Consider the following 17,028-nt stretch of genomic DNA (forward strand, 5'->3'; position numbering starts at 1 on the left):
GGGCAGATGCTGCCGAAGGGTCCGGGTGGCGGTGTCGCGCGGTGTGCTCGCCGCCCCGTCGACACCATGGCCACCTCACGCACCGTCGAAGCGATCAGTCCCTCGCAGGTCGCGACGGACGGTCGCCAGCACCCGCCGGTCTCCCTCTCCGGGGTGGAAAAGGCCCGCGGGGGTCGGATCCACCGCCTTCCGGGCTTCTGCCCCGGCGCGGCGGTGCCGACGCTGCGCATGCAGACCGCGACGGACCAGGGGGACAGCGTGACCGCCAGCACCACCGTGCCGCCGGCGCCCGGCGAGGACGCGCCGCGGCCGGTGCGGGCCCTGTCGCTGACCGGCGTCGAGGAGCGCGTCCCGGCACCGCTGCTCGACCGGCCCGTCTACGACCCGTTCTCCGCGCGGCGCCGGCGGACGCCCGAGTGGCTGGTCTCGTACACGGTCGCGCTGGTGCTCGGGGACCTGCTCGCGGTCGCCGCAGGCCTGGTGCTCGCGGTCCTGCTCCCGTCCGGCACCCACCTCGTCTCGGCGACCGGCCCCGTCCTGCTCGGCCTGGCGTGGCTCGGCCTGCTCACAGCCACCGGCACCTACGCCGAGCGCCGCCTCGGCACCGGCGACGACGAGTACCGCCGCGTGCTCACCGCCGGCCTGCTCGCGGCGACCGCGCTCGGCGTCGCCGCCGCGCTGCTGCCGTCGGCCACGCTCGACCTGCTCCTGCTCGTGGCGGCGCCCGCCAGCGTGCTCACCACGCTGCTGGGCCGGCTGCTCAACCGGCGGCGGCTGCACGCGGCCCGCCGCCGCGGCCTCATGACCAAGCGGGTCGTCGCCCTCGGCCGTGACGTGGCCGTGGCCGACCTGGTCCGCCGGCTGCGGCGGGACGCGACCGCGGGCCTGCGGGTCGTCGGCGCCTGCGTGCCGCGGCCGGAGGAGGCCCTCGCCGTCCGCGCCGAGGGGGTCCCGGTGATCGGCACCCTGGCCGGCGCCGTGCGCGCCATCGACGACGCCCGCGCGGACGCCGTCGTGGTGGCCTCGGCCAGCGAGACCGCGGGGGAGTACCTGCGGGACCTGACCTGGCGCCTCGAGGGGACCAACATCGAGGTCCTCGTCGGCCCGGGGGTGGTGGAGGTCGCCTCCAACCGGCTGCAGGTGCGGCCGACGTCGACCATCCCGCTCATCCAGGTGCAGGAGCCGGAGTTCCGCGGCGGCCGCCGGCTGGCGAAGTCCCTGCTCGACCGGGCCGTCGCGGGGCTGCTGCTGGTCGTGTTCGCGCCGTTCCTCGTCGCGATCGCGGTCGCCGTCCGCACCACCAGCCGCGGCCCGGCCCTGTACCGGCACCGGCGCATCGGCAAGCGCGGCCGGGAGTTCGACCTGCTCAAGTTCCGCAGCATGGTCGTCGATGCGGACTCGCGCATCGAGGCCCTGCTCGTGCTCAACGAGGGCAACGACGTGCAGTTCAAGATGCGCCGCGACCCGCGGGTCACCCGCGTCGGCGCCTTCCTGCGGACGTTCTCGCTGGACGAGCTGCCGCAGCTGGTCAACGTGCTCAAGGGCGACATGTCCCTGGTCGGCCCGCGCCCGCACGTGACCCGCGAGGTCGAGCAGTACGGCGCCGACATGCACCGCCGGCTGCTGGTGAAGCCCGGCATCACCGGCCTGTGGCAGGTCAGCGGCCGCTCGGACCTGACCTGGGACGAGTCGGTGGAGCTCGACGTCCGGTACGTGGAGAACTGGTCGTTCGGCCTGGACCTGGCCATCCTCTGGCGCACCGTCCGCGCGGTGCTGCGCCGCTCCGGCGCCTACTGACGTCCCGTTCCTCCGTGCGGGGGGCACGGCACGTCCGGGCGACCGCACGGGCCGGATCTCAGGGCAGGATGGCCCCTGCCGCCCCGGAGCGGCCGCGAGACCACCTACTGCAGGAGGAACCACCCGTGCGTCTGCTCGTGACCGGTGGTGCCGGCTTCATCGGCGCCAACTTCGTCCACCAGACCGTCGAGCGCTTCCCGCAGTACGACGTCACCGTCCTCGACGCGCTGACCTACGCGGGCAACGAGGCCTCGCTGGCCGGCGTCAAGGACGCGATCGGCTTCGTCCACGGCTCGATCACCGACGCCGCGCTCGTCGACGACCTGGTCCGCGACAGCGACGCCGTCGTCCACTTCGCCGCCGAGAGCCACAACGACAACTCGCTGGCCGACCCGGCGCCGTTCCTGCAGACCAACGTCATCGGCACGTACACGCTGCTCGAGGCGGTGCGCCGGCACGGCGTCCGGTTCCACCACGTCTCCACCGACGAGGTCTACGGCGACCTGGAGCTCGACGACCCGGCGAAGTTCACCCCCGAGACGCCGTACAACCCCTCGAGCCCCTACTCGTCGACCAAGGCGGCCTCCGACCTGCTGGTGCGCGCGTGGGTGCGGTCCTACGGCGTGCGGGCGACCATCTCCAACTGCTCGAACAACTACGGGCCCTACCAGCACGTCGAGAAGTTCATCCCGCGGCAGATCACCAACGTGCTCGCCGGCCGCCGGCCACGGCTCTACGGCGCCGGCCACAACGTGCGCGACTGGATCCACGTCGACGACCACAACGCCGCCGTCCACGAGATCCTCGAGCGCGGCCGGATGGGCCACACCTACCTCATCGGTGCCGACGGCGAGGTGGACAACCGCACCGTCCTCGCCACGATCCTCGAGCTGATGGGCCAGCCGGCCGACGCCTTCGACTCGGTCACCGACCGGGCCGGTCACGACCTGCGCTACGCCATCGACGCCACCAAGCTGCGCGAGGAGCTCGGCTGGCGGCCGCGCTACACCGACTTCCGCGACGGCCTGGCCGCGACGATCCAGTGGTACCGGGACAACGAGGACTGGTGGCGGCCGCTGAAGGACCAGGTCGAGGCGGCGTACGCCGCGCGCGGCCAGTGACGACGGTCGTCCTCGGCGCGGGCGGCCAGGTCGGCCGCGCGCTGACCCGCCGGTTCCCCGGGGCGGTCGCGCTGACCCGGGCGGACCTCGACGTCGGCGACCCCGCAGCTGTCGCCGCGCACGACTGGTCCGGCGTCGGCGTGGTCGTCAACGCCGCCGCCTGGACCGCCGTCGACGCCGCGGAGGACCCGGCCAACCTCGCCGCGGTGCGGGCGGTCAACGCCGACGGCGTCGGCGCCCTGGCGGAGGCGGCCCGCACGCACGGGTTCCTGCTCGTGCACTTCTCCACCGAGTACGTCTTCGACGGTCACCACCGCGGGCCGATCCCGGAGGACACGCCGGTCCACCCGCTGAGCGTCTACGGGCGGAGCAAGGCCGACGGCGACGCGTTCGTCACCGCGCTCGACCGGCACCTGCTGCTGCGCACCACCTGGGTGGTGGGCGAGGGGCGCAACTTCGTGCGGACGATGGCCGGCCTCGCCGACCGCGGTATCAGCCCGTCCGTCGTCGCCGACCAGGTCGGCCGGCCCACCCTCGCCGAGGACCTCGCCGACGCCGTCGCGCACCTCGTCGAGCGCGGGGCGACGGGCACCTACAACGTCACCTGCGAGGGTGAGCCGGCGTCGTGGGCCGACGTCGCGGAGGTCGTGTTCGCCTCCCGCGGCCGCGACCCGCACGACGTCCGGCGGGTGAGCACCGCCGAGTACACCGCCGACAAAGAGGGCCTCGCGCCGCGGCCGCTCAACAGCGTGCTGGACCTGGCCCGGCTGGAGGCGACCGGCTTCGCGCCGCGCGACTGGCGCGGCGCCGTCGAGGCGTACCTCAGGACGCTGGACGGCTGAGCACCGCCGCGAGCACCTGGTGGGCGCACTCGTCGACGTCGCGCCCGGCCGTCTCCACGGTGACCTCGGCGTCGGTGGGCGTCTCGTAGGGGTCGCTGATGCCGGTGAAGGCGGGGATCTCGCCGCGCCGCGCCCGGGCGTACAGGCCCTTGCGGTCGCGTGCCTCGCAGTCGGCCAGCGACGTCGCCACGTGCACGAGGACGAAGCTGCCCGGCCCGGCCTGCGCCTCGACCTCGCGCCGCACGTCCGCCCGCACCTCCGCGTAGGGCGCGATCGGCGCGCAGACCGCGATGCCGCCGTGCTTGGCGATCTGCGCGGCGACCCAGCCGATCCGCCGCACGTTGGTGTCCCGGTCCGCCTTGGAGAACCCGAGCCCGGCGGAGAGGTGGTGGCGGACCTCGTCGCCGTCGAGCAGCGTCACGGTGCGGCCGGCCTCGATGAGCAGCTCCACCAGCCGCGCGGCGATCGTCGACTTCCCTGCGCCGGACAGGCCGGTGCAGAACACCACCGTGCCGCCGGTGCGCGCCGTCCCCGACCACGGGCGGCTGCCGAGGAGCGAGGCGCCGTGGGCGGCGGCGAGCTCCTCCGGCCCGGCCTCCGGCGCGTCCGGGGTGACCGGCACCGGCACCACGATCACGTCCCGGCCGCCCTCGCAGATGGCCGCCCAGGCGGCGGCGGCGGACGACAGCGCTGCGGAGTCCGGGGGCAGGCCGGCCGCCGGCACCAGCGCGAGCAGCCGCTGCGGCAGCTCGGCGACGTCGTCGGGCGGCAGGCCCACCCAGGCCACGGTGTCGGTCCAGCCCTCGTCGTGCAGCCGCTCGGCCACCGCCGACGGCGGCTCCCAGCGGGGCACCTCGACGACGGCCAGGTCGCCCTCGGCCGCCGTCGCGACGAGCACGCCCTGCGCGTCCTCGTACTCCTCGGCGGGCGGCAGGTCGGGGCGGGGGGCGAGGCCCGCGCGGTAGCGGGCCACCGCGGCGACCTGGGCGTCGTCGAGCCGGGCACGGGCGTCGGGCATGGCGTCATCCTGCCGGGTCCGCCAGGTGCGTCGTCGCTCGGAGGAAGGGGAGTCGTGCCTCTCGATGGGCACAAACCAGCGCCTCCGTGATGGACTTCGGGAGCTGAGTGTCCGGACGAGAGTGGGTGGCGGTGCGCATCTCGGTCATCGGCTGCGGCTACCTGGGTGCAGTGCATGCGGCCTCGATGGCCGAGCTCGGCCACGAGGTGGTCGGGATCGACGTCGACGAGCGCAAGGTGACGGCCCTGCGTGAGGCCCGGGCTCCGTTCTACGAGCCCGGCTTCGAGGACCTGCTGCAGCGCACGCTCGCGACCGGTCGCCTGTCGTTCTCGACCGACGTCGCCGACGCCGCCGGCGCCCAGGTGCACTTCCTCTGTGTCGGGACCCCGCAGAAGCACGGCGAGTACGCCGCCGACCTGCGCTACGTCGACGCCGCCGTCGAGTCCCTGGTGCAGGTCATGCAGCCCGGTGAGCTGCTGGCGGGCAAGTCGACCGTCCCGGTGGGGACCGCCGCGCGCCTGGCCGAGCTGGTCGACGGGAAGGTGCCCAGCGCTCTCGTCGCTTGGAACCCGGAGTTCCTCCGCGAGGGGTTCGCGGTGGAGGACACCCTGCACCCCGACCGGCTGGTCTACGGCCTGCCGGCCGACGGCGACGGCGAGACCGCCGAGCGGCTGCTCGACGAGGTCTACGCGCCGATCGTCGCCCGCGGGACGCCGAAGGTGACCACCGACTACGCCACCGCCGAGATGGTGAAGACGGCCGCCAACTCGTTCCTGGCGACGAAGATCAGCTTCATCAACGCGATGGCCGAGCTGTGCGAGGCGACCGGCGCCGACGTGAAGCTGCTGGCCGACGCGATCGGCTACGACGACCGGATCGGGCGCAAGTTCCTCAACGCGGGTCTGGGCTTCGGCGGCGGCTGCCTGCCCAAGGACATCCGCGCCTTCATGGCCCGCGCCGGGGAGCTGGGGGCCGACCAGGCGCTGACGTTCCTGCGCGAGGTCGACAACATCAACATGCGCCGCCGCATCCGCATGGTCGAGCTGGCGCGCGAGGTCCTCGACGGCTCCCTGCTGGGCAAGAAGGTGGCGGTGCTGGGTGCGGCGTTCAAGCCCGACAGCGACGACATCCGCGACTCGCCGGCCCTCAACGTGGCCCAGCAGCTGCAGCTGCAGGGTGCGGTGGTGCGGGTGACCGACCCGGCGGCGATCGAGAACAGCCGCCGCGAGTGGCCGCACCTGGACTACACGAGCACCCCGGAGGAGGCCGCCGCCGGCGCGGACGCCGTCCTGGTCCTCACCGAGTGGCGCCAGTACCGCGAGCTCGACCCCGTGGAGTTCGGCAGGGTCGTGGCGAGCAAGCGGGTCCTCGACGGCCGCAACGCCCTCGACCGCGAGGCCTGGACCGCTGCCGGCTGGACCTACCGTGCGCTGGGCCGCCGGGCCGGTTGAGGAGGCTCGCTCGCGCGGGCTAGAGGCCGCTGGAAGCCGGTGTCCCGAGACGGGCCGTCGACATAGCCTGCGGCCGTGACCTGGCTCGTGACCGGCGGGGCCGGCTACATCGGCGCGCACGTCGTCCTCGCCATGCGTGCGGCGGGGGAGCCGGTAGTCGTCCTCGACGACCTCTCCACCGGCGATGCCCAACGCATCCCGGGCGTCCCCCTCGTCGTCGGCAGCGTCCTCGACGGGCCGCTCGTCGGGCGCACGCTGCGGGAGCACGGCGTCACCGGCGTCGTCCACGTGGCGGCGAAGAAGCAGGTCGAGGAGTCCGTCCGCCGTCCGCTGCACTACTACCGCGAGAACGTCGAGGGCCTGCGGGTGCTGCTCGAGGAGGCGACCGGCGCTGGCGTCGGCCGGTTCCTCTTCTCCTCGAGCGCCGCCGTCTACGGCATGCCTGACGTCGACCTCGTCGGCGAGGACACCGACTGCCGCCCGGTGAACCCCTACGGGGAGACCAAGCTGATCGGGGAGCGGATGGTCGCCGCCGTCGCGGCCGCCACCGGCCTCCGGTACGCCGGCCTGCGCTACTTCAACGTCGCCGGGACCGCGGCGCCCGCCCTCACCGACCGCGGCGTCTCCAACCTAGTCCCGATGGTCTTCCAGCGGCTCCAGGACGGGCAACCCCCGCTGGTCTTCGGCGACACCTACGACACCCCCGACGGCACCTGCATCCGCGACTTCGTGCACGTCGCCGACATCGCCACCGCCCACGTCGCGGCCGCCCGCGCGCTCGCCGAGGGCCGGGTGACCGCACTGACGGCGAACGTCGGCCGCGGCGAGGGCGTCTCGGTCCGGGAGATGGTGCAGGTGGTCCGCGAGGTGAGCGGGACGGCGGGGGAGGCGTGGGCCGAGCCGGTCGTCGTCGCCGCCCGCGCCGGCGACCCGGCCCGGGTAGTCGCCTCCGCGGAGCGGATCCGCGCCGAACTGGGTTGGACCGCGCGGCACGACGTCCGGGACATGGTCTCCTCGGCCTGGGAGGGCTGGACGAGCACGCGCGGCGCCTCATCCGTCCGGGGGAGCGCACCCGTCCCACCCACCCCTGTGGTGTGACCGGACTGTCACGTCCGCGCCCGGACCTGCCGATGCTGCGCACGTGTGGACGTGGATCGTCGGCGGGCTCGCCGCGTGGGTGGTCGTCGCCGTCGCGCTCGGCGTCGTCCTGGGGCGGGGCATCCGGCTGGCCGACCGCCGGTCGCCGGGCACCGGCGTCGAGGAGCCGCTGACCCCCGCGCTGCTCGGCGGCTCCCCGGCCGCCGCGCGGCCCGCCGTCCGCCCGGCCCGCCGGCGCGTGCCGCTGCCGCCGGTCGGCGTCGGCCTGGCCGCCCTCGCCGTGGCGCTCGAGGCGGTCGGCTACGCGCTGCGCCTGCGCGGCACGACCGGCCAGCTCGCCCAGGTCCTGTCCATGGACGCCCCGTACTCGCTGCCGCGCATGTACGTGGCCGCCCTGTTCGCCGTCGCCTCCCTCGCCGCCGTCGCCGGTGCGGCCCGCAACCCCGGCCGGCGCACCTGGTGGCTGGCCGTCGGCGCGGTGGCCGGCGGGATCGCGGTGGTCAAGGCCGGCAGCACCGTGCACGTCAGCGGCATGCAGGCGCTGTCCGCGGTGGTCTCGCCCGCGGGCGCCGTCGCCGTCAGCGTGCTCCTCGCCGGGGCGGTCCTCGCCGTCCTCGCCTTCATCAGCCGCGCCGAGCGCCGTGACCGGCGCCGGGTGCTGAGCACCCTGGGCCTCTACGCCGTCGCCTCGGTCGGGCTGTCCGCCGTCTCCGGCTGGGTCAGCCCGCAGTGGTATGCGATGGCCACCTTCCTCGAGGAGTCCGGTGAGGCCCTGGCCGGCGTCGCCGTGCTGGTCGCGGTCCTCGTCGGTGTCGCACCGCGCCTCGTGCTGCCGGCGGCCTGGCTGCGCCGCCGCGACGACGCGCTCTCGCTCGAGGCGCCCGCGCAGCGCGTGCCCGCCCCGCAGGACTGAGGGCGGTCAGCGGGACCCGTACGTCCCGAGGGCCGAGGAGGCGAGGGGCCTGCGGTCAACCGAGTCGGCGCGGCGCAGCGCGCGTCCGAGGAGGAGGCCGACGGGCAGTCCCACGGTCAGCCACACCGCACAGCAGATGACGACGATGAGCACGGCCACTCCTCGACCGCTCGGTCCCCCAGGGCCGCTCTGACCCGGAACGGACCGTACCCCGTCTATGACCTGGCCAACCACGGTGTCCACAGAGCCGGTCCCGCCCGTTCGCGCCGCCGTCCCCGGCCGGTGCTGACGGATACTCCACGCATGTCGTTCGACCAGGCGGTGCTCGAGGCCATCGACCGGCACCGCACCGGCTGGGCGGACGCGGCCACCCGCGGACTCATGGACGCCGGACAGCCGGCCGCCACCTACGTCCTCGCCGCCCTCGCGGCACTGCTCTTCGCGGCCGTCTTCCGCGCATGGCGGGCCGTGACGGCGGCGATGGTGTCCTCGGTGGCGGCCACCGCCCTGGCCGAGTGGCTCAAGGAGGTCATCGGCCGCGCGCGTCCGCCCGCCGAGCTGGCCCTGGTGCCCGCCGACGGAGCGGCGTTCCCCTCGTCGATCGCCGCTCTGACCGCCGGCGCCGCCGTCCCGATCGTCCTGTGGGGCCTGCGCCGCGGTGACGTGCTCGGCCGCCTCGTCGCTGCCGTGCTGACGGTCGGGACGCTGTTCGTCGGTGCGAGCATGGTCTACCTGGGAGCGCACTGGACGACCGACGTGGTTGCCGGCTGGGCGCTCGGCGGTGGCATCGGCGTGCTGGTGTGGAGGGTGTTCGACCGGCTCCTGCGCCGCCGCAGGGCCCCGATCGGGTGATGTTCTGCGAGTGACCGAGGGGGCGCAGTGTGTCACGGCAAGCCGTTGTACAGGACAAACGGACTGTCCAGTCCCCGATCTCGCTCGCATGAGCGCACGAGACCCCTCCTGGCGGCCCCGTGCAGCGAATAGGCTCCGCGAGCCGACCCCGTCCACACCGCCGTGGGGGCCAGCGGCGAGAGGACAGTCAGCGATGCGGGGAGGCCGTGTGACCTTCGGCGACAGGCCGGTCTACGACGTCTACGGGGCCGGCGGTCACGCCCAGGTGGTCATCGACGTACTCCGGGCGAGGGGGATCCGCGTCCGGCAGATGTTCAACGACTCACCGGCCAACCAGCACCCGGCCAGCCGCAACGTCCTTCCCGGCATCCGCATCGTGGGGCCGGACGACTTCCCCCCGCTCGACGTGCCGCTCGTCCTGGCCGTCGGCATCAACGGTGAGCGCGCCGAACTCGCGCAGGTCCTCGACGCCCGGTTCGGCCAGGCGATCCACCCCACGGCGATCGTGGCGCCCTCGGCGCGGATCGGCGAGGGCACCGTGGTCCTCGCCGGTTCGATGGTGCAGCCCAACGCCCGGATCGGCCGGCACGTGCTGATCAACACCGGCGCCAGCGTCGACCACGACTGCGTCATCGGCGACTACGCGCACATCAGCCCGCAGGCGGCGCTGAGCGGGCACGTCACCGTCGGCGAGGGCACGCACATCGGCGTCGGCGCCGTCGTCATCCCCAAGGTCACCATCGGCCGCTGGTGCAAGATCGGCGCCGGCACGGTGGTGCTCCACGACATCCCCGACCACACCACCGCCGTGGGCAACCCGGCGCGCATCCTCCCGGACCGGAGCGGGGAGGTGCCGCCGGACCCGGTCTTCGTCAGCTCCGGTGGCCGGCAGCAGGCGGGACTCCCGGTCCGATGACACAGAGCACCCTCGAGCGTCCGGGACGACCGCAGGACGACGGGCCGGAGGCGGCCTACGACCTGGCGTTCGTGGGCGCCGGCGCCTCGACCTCCTACGTCCTCATCGCGCTGCTGACCTCGCTGGCCGAGGACCCGCCGGTGCGACCGCTCCGCATCGCCGTGGTGGAGCGCGCGCCGGACCCCTTCCCCGGCGTCCCCTACGGCAGCCGCGCCGCCCGCACCTCGCTGCTCATCACGTCGCTGCGGGACTTCCTGCCCGACGCCGAGCGGCGGCTGTTCTCCGACTGGCTCGCCGTGAACAAGGACTGGGCCTTCGACGATTTCCTGGCGGCCGAGGGGCCGGTCTCGTCCCGGTGGTGGGCGCGGCACCGGGACGCGGTGGCGCGCGACGACTTCGACGACCTGTTCCTGCCGCGCTACGTCTTCGGCCTCCACCTGTCCCAGCGGGTCCGCGCGGCGATCGCCGCGGCCAGTGCCGCGGGGGCGGCGACGACGACGGAGCTCCAGGACGCCGTCGTCTCCCTGCGCACGGACGGCACCGGCTACTCGATCGACTGCCGGGAGCGCACCCTCGAGGCCACGCACGTCGTGCTGGCGACCGGGTCGTCCCCGGTCGCGCCCCGGCTGGCGGTGGAAGGCGACGAGCCCGCGGCGGTGCTGGTCGACGACCCCTTCGACGGGATGACCGAGGCCCGGGACCGCATCGCGGCCGCACTCCGCCGGCTGGACGGGGCCGGCGACCCGCCGCACGTCGTCGTGCTCGGCGGCAACGCGAGCACGATGGACATGCTGTACCAGGTCAACGACCTCGCCGTCGCTGCCGAGAGGAGCGTGCGCTTCACGGTGCTGACGCCGGGCGGCAGGCTGCCGGACCGGATCAGCCCGCCCCGGCCCGAGGTGGACTACCGGCCCGAGCTCCTGCACGCCCTGCGCGACGAGGACCTCATCCGGGCGGTCGACGTCTACGAGGCCGCCATCGGGGATCTCGTGCGCGGCAAGGACGCCGGCTTCTCGGTGGGGGAGACGCTCAAGCCGATCTCCGACGGGGTCATGGCGGTCCTCAAGCGGCTGTCGGCCGAGGAGACGCTCGAGTTCGCCGGGCACTGGGGGGTCGAGCTCGGCCGGCACCAGCGCCGGGCCGGCTGGGAGTACTACGAGGTCCTCGACGAGTTGACGGCGGACGGCCGGCTGGAGACGGTGGCCGGCAGCTTCACGGGCGTCACCGCCGCCGACGGTCGCGGCGTGCGGGTGCACCTCCTCCGCGACGGCGTCCCGGCGGAGCTCGACCGGCCGGCCGACGTGGTCGTCAACTGCGCCGGGCCGGTCCGCCGCCTCCAGGACACGAGCCCCTCGCTCGTCGCCGACCTGATCAGCAGCGGCGTGGTCGAGCCCACCCGCTACGGCGGGGGGATCGCGGTCGGCCCGACGCTCGAGGCGGCCCCGGGCCTCTACGTCATGGGGCCGCTGCTGGCGGGCAACGTGGTGAACGGCTCCCCGGTGTGGCACATGGAGCACTGCGGCCGGATCAGCTCCTTCGGCACCACGCTGGGCCGCAGCCTCGCCGCCGCGCTCACCGCGGCCCCCGCGTCCTCCGCGCAGTGACGGAACGGGCCGGGCCCCCGGTGGGGGCCCGGCCCGGTGCCGGTAGCGGGGAGGTCAGGCCGCGTCGGCCCGCTCGCCGGTGAACAGGTGCATGGTCGGGGCGTCGGTCGCGGAGATGCCCTGCCGGCGCAGCACCGTCCGCAGCGTCGCGAGCAGCACCCGGGCGTCCATGCGGGGACCGAGGCCGTCGACGTACTCGACGTCGGCGGCGAACTTGTCCTCCCAGCTCAGCAGGTTGCGCCCGCGTACCTGGGCGAGCCCGGTGACGCCGGGCCGGACCTCGTGCCGCCGCGCCTGCTCGGGCGTGTAGCGGTCCAGGTACTCCATGAGCAGCGGGCGCGGGCCCACGAGGCTCATGTCGCCGCGGAACACGTTCCACAGCGTGGGCAGCTCGTCGAGGCTGGTGCTGCGCAGCCACGTGCCGAAGGGCGTGAGCCGGTCTCCGTCGGTGGCCACCGAGTCGTCGGGGCCTAACGTCCGCATCGTCCGGAACTTGACCAGCTCGAACGGCCGGCCGTCGCGGCCGGGGCGCTGCTGGCGGAACAGCACCGGGGAGCCGAGGTCCCGCCGCACCGCGACGGCCACCGCGGCCATCACCGGTGCACTGACCACGAGCCCGACCCCGGAGACGATGACGTCGACCGCCCGCTTGACCGGCAGGTAGAGCCGCCGCCTCACCGCCGCGCCTCCAGGAACCCGCTGACCACCTCGAGGACGGCGTCGACCTGGTCGGGGGTCAGCGCCGAGCCGCTGGGCAGGGTGAGCCCGGTGGCGAACAACCGGTCGGCGGAGCCGTCGAGGTGGCTGCGGGCGCCGGCGAACACCGGCTGGCGGTGCATCGGCTTCCACAGCGGCCGGGACTCGATGTCCGCCAGGTCCAGGGCCTCCCGCAGGTCGTCGACCGACCAGCCGGCCTCGGCGGGGTCGACCAGCAGGGCGGTGAGCCAGCAGTTGTCGACCTCGTCGCCCGCCCGCTGGAAGACCCGCACACCGGGGGCGTCCTCGACCAGGGCGGCGTAGTGCTCCCGCAGGGCGCGGCGCCGGCCGATCATCTCGTCCAGCCGCTCGAGCTGAGCCAGGCCCAGTGCCGCCAGCACGTTGCTCAGCCGGTAGTTGTAGCCGACCTCGGTGTGCTCGTAGTGCACCGCGGGCTGGCGGGCCTGGGTGCTCAGGTAGCGGACCCGCCGCGCGGTCTCGGCGTCGTCGGTGAGCAGCATGCCGCCGCCGCTCGTCGTCATGATCTTGTTGCCGTTGAACGACAGCGCGGCGACGACGCCGAACGAGCCCGCCGGTCGGCCGCGCCAGCTCGACCCCAGCGCCTCGGCCGCGTCGGACACGACCGGGACGCCATACCGCGCGCAGACCTCCTCCAGCGCCGGGTAGTCGGCGCAGCGGCCCAGCAGGTCGACCGGGACGACGGCGGCGACCGTCGTCCCCTCCGCCTGCAGCGCCGCCAGCGCCCGGTCAAGCAGCGCGGGGGAGAGGGCGCCGGACTCCGGGTCGCAGTCGACGAACACCGGCTCGGCGCCGGTGTAGGCGACGGCGTTCGCGGTGGCCGCGAAGGTCATCGTCGGGACGACGACGGCGCGGCCCGGGCGGGCGCCGAGCTCCAGCAGCGCCAGGTGCAGCGCGGCCGTGCCCGAGGACAGGGCCACGGCGTGCTCCCGGCCGCACCGCTCGGCGATGCGCTGCTCGAAGGCGTCGACCATGGGGCCAAGCGGCGCGATCCAGCCGGACGCGATGGCCTCGGCGACCAGTTCCTGCTCGCGGCCGCCCACGTCGGGCGAGGAGAGCAGGATCCGGCCGCGCTGCCGGACGGGCGTGGCCGTCACAGCGGCACCACGCTGGTGTGGCCGCCGTCGCGGGCGGGGAGCTCGGCCACACGGTTCCGGATCGCCGTGCTCCGGGCGGTGGCGGCCGGGTAGCTGGTCCCCAGCCGCTCGAGCTCGTCGGCCTGCAGGGGCGGCACCGGCACGTGGCTGATCATCGGGTGGAACGGCCGGCTGTCCTGCTCGCCGGAACCGAACAGCTCCTCGTGCAGCTTCTCGCCCGGCCGAAGCCCGGTCACCCGGATCTCGATCGGCCGTCCCTCCAGGCTGATCAGGTGCGCCGCGACGTCGCCGATGCGCACCGGCGTGCCCATGTCGAGCACCAGGGCCTCCCCGCCCCGGCCGATCGCGCCGGCCTGGATGACCAGCTGGACCGCCTCGGGGATGGTCATGAAGTAGCGGGTCACCTCGGGATCGGTGATGGTGACCGGACCGCCGCGGGCGATCTGCGCGGCGAAGGTCTCCAGCACCGAGCCGCGGCTGCCGAGCACGTTGCCGAACCGGACCGACAGGTAGCGGCCGGGGTTGCCCCGGGCGTAGGCCGCGGTGAGCTGCTCGGCCATCCGCTTGGTGTGCCCGAGGACGTTGACCGGGTTGGCGGCCTTGTCGGTGGAGACGTTGATGAAGTGGGTGACGCCGACCTCGGTGGCGGCGGCCAGCACGTTGCGCGTGCCCAGCACGTTGGTCTTCCAGCCCTCGTCCGCGTACTGCTCGAGCATGTTGACGTGCTTGAGCGCGGCGGCGTGGAAGACCACCTCCGGGCGCCGCTCGGCGAACAGCCGGCGCAGCGCCTCGCCGTCGCGGATGTCGGCGAGCACCGCCTGCGGCTCGTGCAGCTTCGCCTCGCCGAACATCGTCAGCTGGAGCGCGTGCAGGGCGGACTCGTCGCGGTCGAGCATCATCAGCTCGCCGGGACCGAACCGCTGGATCTGCCGGCACAGCTCCGAGCCGATCGACCCTCCGGCGCCGGTCACCAGCACCCGCTTGCCGCGCAGGTAGTCGGCGATCTCGGCGACGTCGGTGTCGATCTGCCGGCGGCCGAGGAGGTCGGCGACGTCGATGTCGCGGACGTCGCGGATGCCAACCCGGCGGTTGAAGTACTCCGACATCCGCGGCAGCACCTTGACGGCGAGCCCGGCGTCGGTGGCCCGCTGTGAGAGGTCGCGGATCAGGGCCGACCCGGCCGAGGGCAGGGCGAGGACGACGACCTCGGCGCCGGTGGACGCCGCGGCGTCGGCCAGGCGCTCCCGGTTGCCCATCATCCGCACGCCGCGGATGCGCAGGTGCCGCTTGGCCGGGTCGTCGTCGAGCAGGCCGACCGGCAGGTAGGGGCTGTCGGGGTCGCCGAGCATCGAGCGCACGAGCTGCTCGCCGGCGATCCCGGCGCCGAACACCAGCGTCCGCTGGCCGGTCCGGGGGCGGACGGCGCCCTCGCGCTGGCTGCGGATCGCCAGGCGGAAGGCGGCCATGATCACGAAGGACAGGACGGCCGCGATCGGCGGGACGCTCAGCGGCAGCAGCCGCGGGGTGCCGACGGCGGCGACGACGGCGAGCACGGTGAGCGCGGTCAGCCCCACCGCGGTCGCCAGGCTCTTGAGCTCGTCGACGCTGCCCACCGCGTAGCGGCCCTGGTGCAGCCGCAGCGCGGTCGAGGCCACCGGGAACACCAGGATCGCCAGCGCCATGGACACGACCAGGCCCTTGGTGTCGATCTCGTGCAGCGCGCCCTCGTAGCGGGCGGTGACGGCCAGCACGAGGCCCGCCAGCAGCGAGACCACGTCACCGCCGAGCATCGCCAAGCGGATCAGGCGCCACCGCAGGCCGGGGTCCTTCCCGGTCATGTCAGCCTCACTCTCGGGACGGCCGGTCTCCGGCCCCTGGGTCGTCGGGTCGTCGTGGTTCGCAGGGGAGCCGGTCGGGGTCGGCCGGCCGTCTCGTCGTCGGTGGCGCGTCACGGCTGGCGCGGGGGGAGCGGCGACGTGGGAGCGGTCGGAGCAGCACCGGGCTGGATCCGCCTCCGCTGCCGGTCCGCGGAGTAGGTCGTCGAACCGGCCGTCACGACGTGGGCACCGCGCGGGACCCGGTTGAGCACGACCCCCTGCGCGGGGACCCGCACGCGGGCCACCGCGGCAGCGGCCTCCGCCAGGTGCCCACGCTTGGTGTGGCCGTACCGCGCGACGAGCAGGCACACGTCGGCCCGGGCGCTGAGCACCGCGCCGTCCACCACGGGCAGCAGCGGCGGGGCGTCCACGACGACGACGTCCTGACTGTCCCGCAGGCCCTGCAGCAGGGCGGCCATGGCGGGCGAACCCAGCAGGGCCTCGGGGTCGGCCGGCAGCGAACCGGCGCCCAGGACGCCGAGCCCCTCGCCCCACGGCTGGACGACGTCGCGCAGCTGGACCGCGCCCGTCAGGACCTCGGTGAGGCCGGGGCCGTCGGGCAGCGACAGCCGCTCCCGGACCCGCGGTCGGCGGAGGTCGGCGTCGACCAGCGTCACCCGGCTGCCGGCGCGGGCCAGGGAGACGGCCAGGTCGGTCGCGACCGTCGTGGCCCCCTCACCGGGGACCGCCCCGGCCACCACGACCACTCGCGGGCCGGGCTCGCCCGCGAGGTGGCGCAGGTTGAGCCGCAGGGCACGGAAGGCCTCGGCGCTGGGCGACTGGGCGCCCGTGTCGGCCGGCAGCGGCCCCTTGGCGAGCCTGCGGTCGTCGAAGACGCGGCCGACCACGGGCGAGCCGGTGGACTGCTCGACGTCGTCGACCTCGCGGACGGAGCGGTCGAGGTACCCGCGCAGCAGGGCGAGGCCGAGGCCGAGGACCAGGCCCACCGCGGCGCCTCGCCAGAGGTTTCCGACGACGTCGGGGCTCACCGGGGTCGGGTTCAGGTCGGCGGCCTGGATGGTGGTGATGGTGACAGTCGGCGACGTCGTGCCCGCGGGCGTCTCCAGCTCGGTGACCCGCTCGGTGAACTGCCGGCCCAGCGAGGCGGCGATCTGCTGTGCGCGCTCGGCGGAGGTGTCGGTGACGCGGACGTCGAGCACGACGGTCTCGGGCAGCGGGGTGACGCTGACCTTGGAGGCGACCTCGCGGGCGGTCAGCGGCAGGCCGAGCTCGTCGACCACGCGCTGCCCCAGCTCGCGGGAGGTGAGCACCTGTGCGTACGAGGTCACCCGCTGCTGGGAGAAGAGGTTGCCCTCGTACGCGTCCGCGGAGGCGGTCGATCCCGCCGTGCCGACGAACAGCTGCGTCGAGGACGTGTACGTCCGCACCGCCGTCCAGCTGAGCACGGCGGCCACGGCCAGCCCGAGCAGCAGCCCTGCGACGATGATGCGGAGATGACGCCGGAGGATCTGGAGCAGGTCGTTCCGTCGCACTCGTCCACCAGTCACCCGTGGGGTCCCCTCTTGGGCGGGGCTCCCCTCTCGTACCCGCCACCCCAGAGGACGCCGGAGGTACGAAAAGTAATCGCCGTGGGGGACTGCGCAGCGTGGTCGCGCACGTGAGATACGCCCCGGGCCCGTTCAGGAGGGTGGCGTGCGGCTCGTCGTCATCGCGGGTGGACCAGTCGTGTACGGAGCGTGCTCCCCC

Annotated in this window: 15 protein-coding genes; 9 read left to right on the forward strand and 6 right to left on the reverse strand. The window is 74.5% G+C overall.

Annotated elements, in window-relative coordinates; translation table 11 throughout:
• Positions 1-258: 258 nt before the first annotated feature.
• The 3 genes from ACI8AA_RS14895 (at position 259) to ACI8AA_RS14905 (ending at position 3,760) form a co-directional block, all read left to right on the forward strand.
• On the forward strand, positions 259-1,797 hold the full coding sequence (locus tag ACI8AA_RS14895) for a sugar transferase (RefSeq protein WP_457045181.1): 1,539 nt from the start codon (positions 259-261) through the stop codon (positions 1,795-1,797).
• A 125-nt stretch (positions 1,798-1,922) separates the two neighbouring features.
• Positions 1,923-2,918, forward strand: coding sequence for a dTDP-glucose 4,6-dehydratase (gene rfbB, locus ACI8AA_RS14900; protein WP_457045182.1), 996 nt, complete (start codon positions 1,923-1,925; stop codon positions 2,916-2,918).
• Positions 2,915-3,760, forward strand: a complete 846-nt coding sequence (locus ACI8AA_RS14905) for an SDR family oxidoreductase (protein WP_457045183.1) — start codon at positions 2,915-2,917, stop codon at positions 3,758-3,760. Before rfbB ends, ACI8AA_RS14905 begins: the two co-directional genes overlap by 4 nt.
• Here ACI8AA_RS14905 and cysC read toward each other — a convergent pair.
• Complete coding sequence (cysC, locus tag ACI8AA_RS14910; protein WP_457045184.1) at positions 3,741-4,778, reverse strand: adenylyl-sulfate kinase; 1,038 nt, start codon at positions 4,776-4,778, stop codon at positions 3,741-3,743. The genes ACI8AA_RS14905 and cysC overlap by 20 nt on opposite strands.
• Positions 4,779-4,885: 107 nt before the next feature.
• Here cysC and ACI8AA_RS14915 point away from each other — a divergent pair, with 107 nt between their 5' ends.
• From ACI8AA_RS14915 to ACI8AA_RS14925, 3 genes are all read left to right on the forward strand, one after another.
• Positions 4,886-6,229, forward strand: a complete 1,344-nt coding sequence (locus tag ACI8AA_RS14915) for a UDP-glucose dehydrogenase family protein (RefSeq protein WP_457045185.1) — start codon at positions 4,886-4,888, stop codon at positions 6,227-6,229.
• 75 nt (positions 6,230-6,304) lie between these two features.
• Positions 6,305-7,327 carry a UDP-glucose 4-epimerase GalE gene (gene galE / locus ACI8AA_RS14920; RefSeq protein WP_457045186.1) on the forward strand — a complete coding sequence of 341 codons (1,023 nt, stop codon included), beginning with the start codon at positions 6,305-6,307 and terminating at the stop codon, positions 7,325-7,327.
• Positions 7,328-7,370: 43 nt separating this feature from the next.
• Positions 7,371-8,240: a hypothetical protein gene (locus ACI8AA_RS14925; RefSeq protein WP_457045187.1), complete on the forward strand. Its 870-nt coding sequence runs from the start codon at positions 7,371-7,373 to the stop codon at positions 8,238-8,240.
• Positions 8,241-8,246: 6 nt separating this feature from the next.
• Here the strand turns inward: ACI8AA_RS14925 and ACI8AA_RS14930 are convergent, their stop codons facing one another.
• The gene (locus tag ACI8AA_RS14930; RefSeq protein ID WP_457045188.1) at positions 8,247-8,393 is read right to left on the reverse strand and encodes a hypothetical protein; all 147 of its coding nucleotides are present in this window, start codon (positions 8,391-8,393) and stop codon (positions 8,247-8,249) included.
• Between the two features lie 150 nt (positions 8,394-8,543).
• Between ACI8AA_RS14930 and ACI8AA_RS14935 the strand changes: the two genes are divergently transcribed.
• From ACI8AA_RS14935 to ACI8AA_RS14945, 3 genes are all read left to right on the forward strand, one after another.
• Entirely contained in the window at positions 8,544-9,092 is a 549-nt protein-coding gene (locus tag ACI8AA_RS14935) for a phosphatase PAP2 family protein (protein ID WP_457045189.1), read from the forward strand.
• Between the two features lie 208 nt (positions 9,093-9,300).
• Positions 9,301-10,008, forward strand: coding sequence for an acetyltransferase (locus ACI8AA_RS14940; protein WP_457045190.1), 708 nt, complete (start codon positions 9,301-9,303; stop codon positions 10,006-10,008).
• Positions 10,005-11,612: an FAD/NAD(P)-binding protein gene (locus ACI8AA_RS14945; RefSeq protein WP_457045191.1), complete on the forward strand. Its 1,608-nt coding sequence runs from the start codon at positions 10,005-10,007 to the stop codon at positions 11,610-11,612. The genes ACI8AA_RS14940 and ACI8AA_RS14945 overlap by 4 nt, the downstream gene beginning before the upstream one ends.
• Positions 11,613-11,666: 54 nt before the next feature.
• Here ACI8AA_RS14945 and ACI8AA_RS14950 read toward each other — a convergent pair whose 3' ends face one another.
• The 4 genes from ACI8AA_RS14950 to ACI8AA_RS14965 form a co-directional block, all read right to left on the reverse strand.
• Positions 11,667-12,290 (reverse strand): sugar transferase, encoded by a 624-nt coding sequence (locus ACI8AA_RS14950; RefSeq protein WP_457045192.1) that lies wholly within the window; start codon positions 12,288-12,290, stop codon positions 11,667-11,669.
• Positions 12,287-13,444 (reverse strand): DegT/DnrJ/EryC1/StrS family aminotransferase, encoded by a 1,158-nt coding sequence (locus ACI8AA_RS14955; RefSeq protein WP_457045193.1) that lies wholly within the window; start codon positions 13,442-13,444, stop codon positions 12,287-12,289. Before ACI8AA_RS14955 ends, ACI8AA_RS14950 begins: the two co-directional genes overlap by 4 nt.
• Positions 13,441-15,282 (reverse strand): polysaccharide biosynthesis protein, encoded by a 1,842-nt coding sequence (locus ACI8AA_RS14960; protein ID WP_457045194.1) that lies wholly within the window; start codon positions 15,280-15,282, stop codon positions 13,441-13,443. The genes ACI8AA_RS14955 and ACI8AA_RS14960 overlap by 4 nt, the downstream gene beginning before the upstream one ends.
• 110 nt (positions 15,283-15,392) lie before the next feature.
• A complete protein-coding gene (locus ACI8AA_RS14965) occupies positions 15,393-16,814 on the reverse strand; it encodes a polysaccharide biosynthesis tyrosine autokinase (protein WP_457045195.1) in 1,422 nt (473 codons plus the stop codon).
• Positions 16,815-17,028: the final 214 nt, after the last annotated feature.

The sequence above is a fragment of the Geodermatophilus sp. SYSU D01180 genome (genome assembly GCF_054050415.1).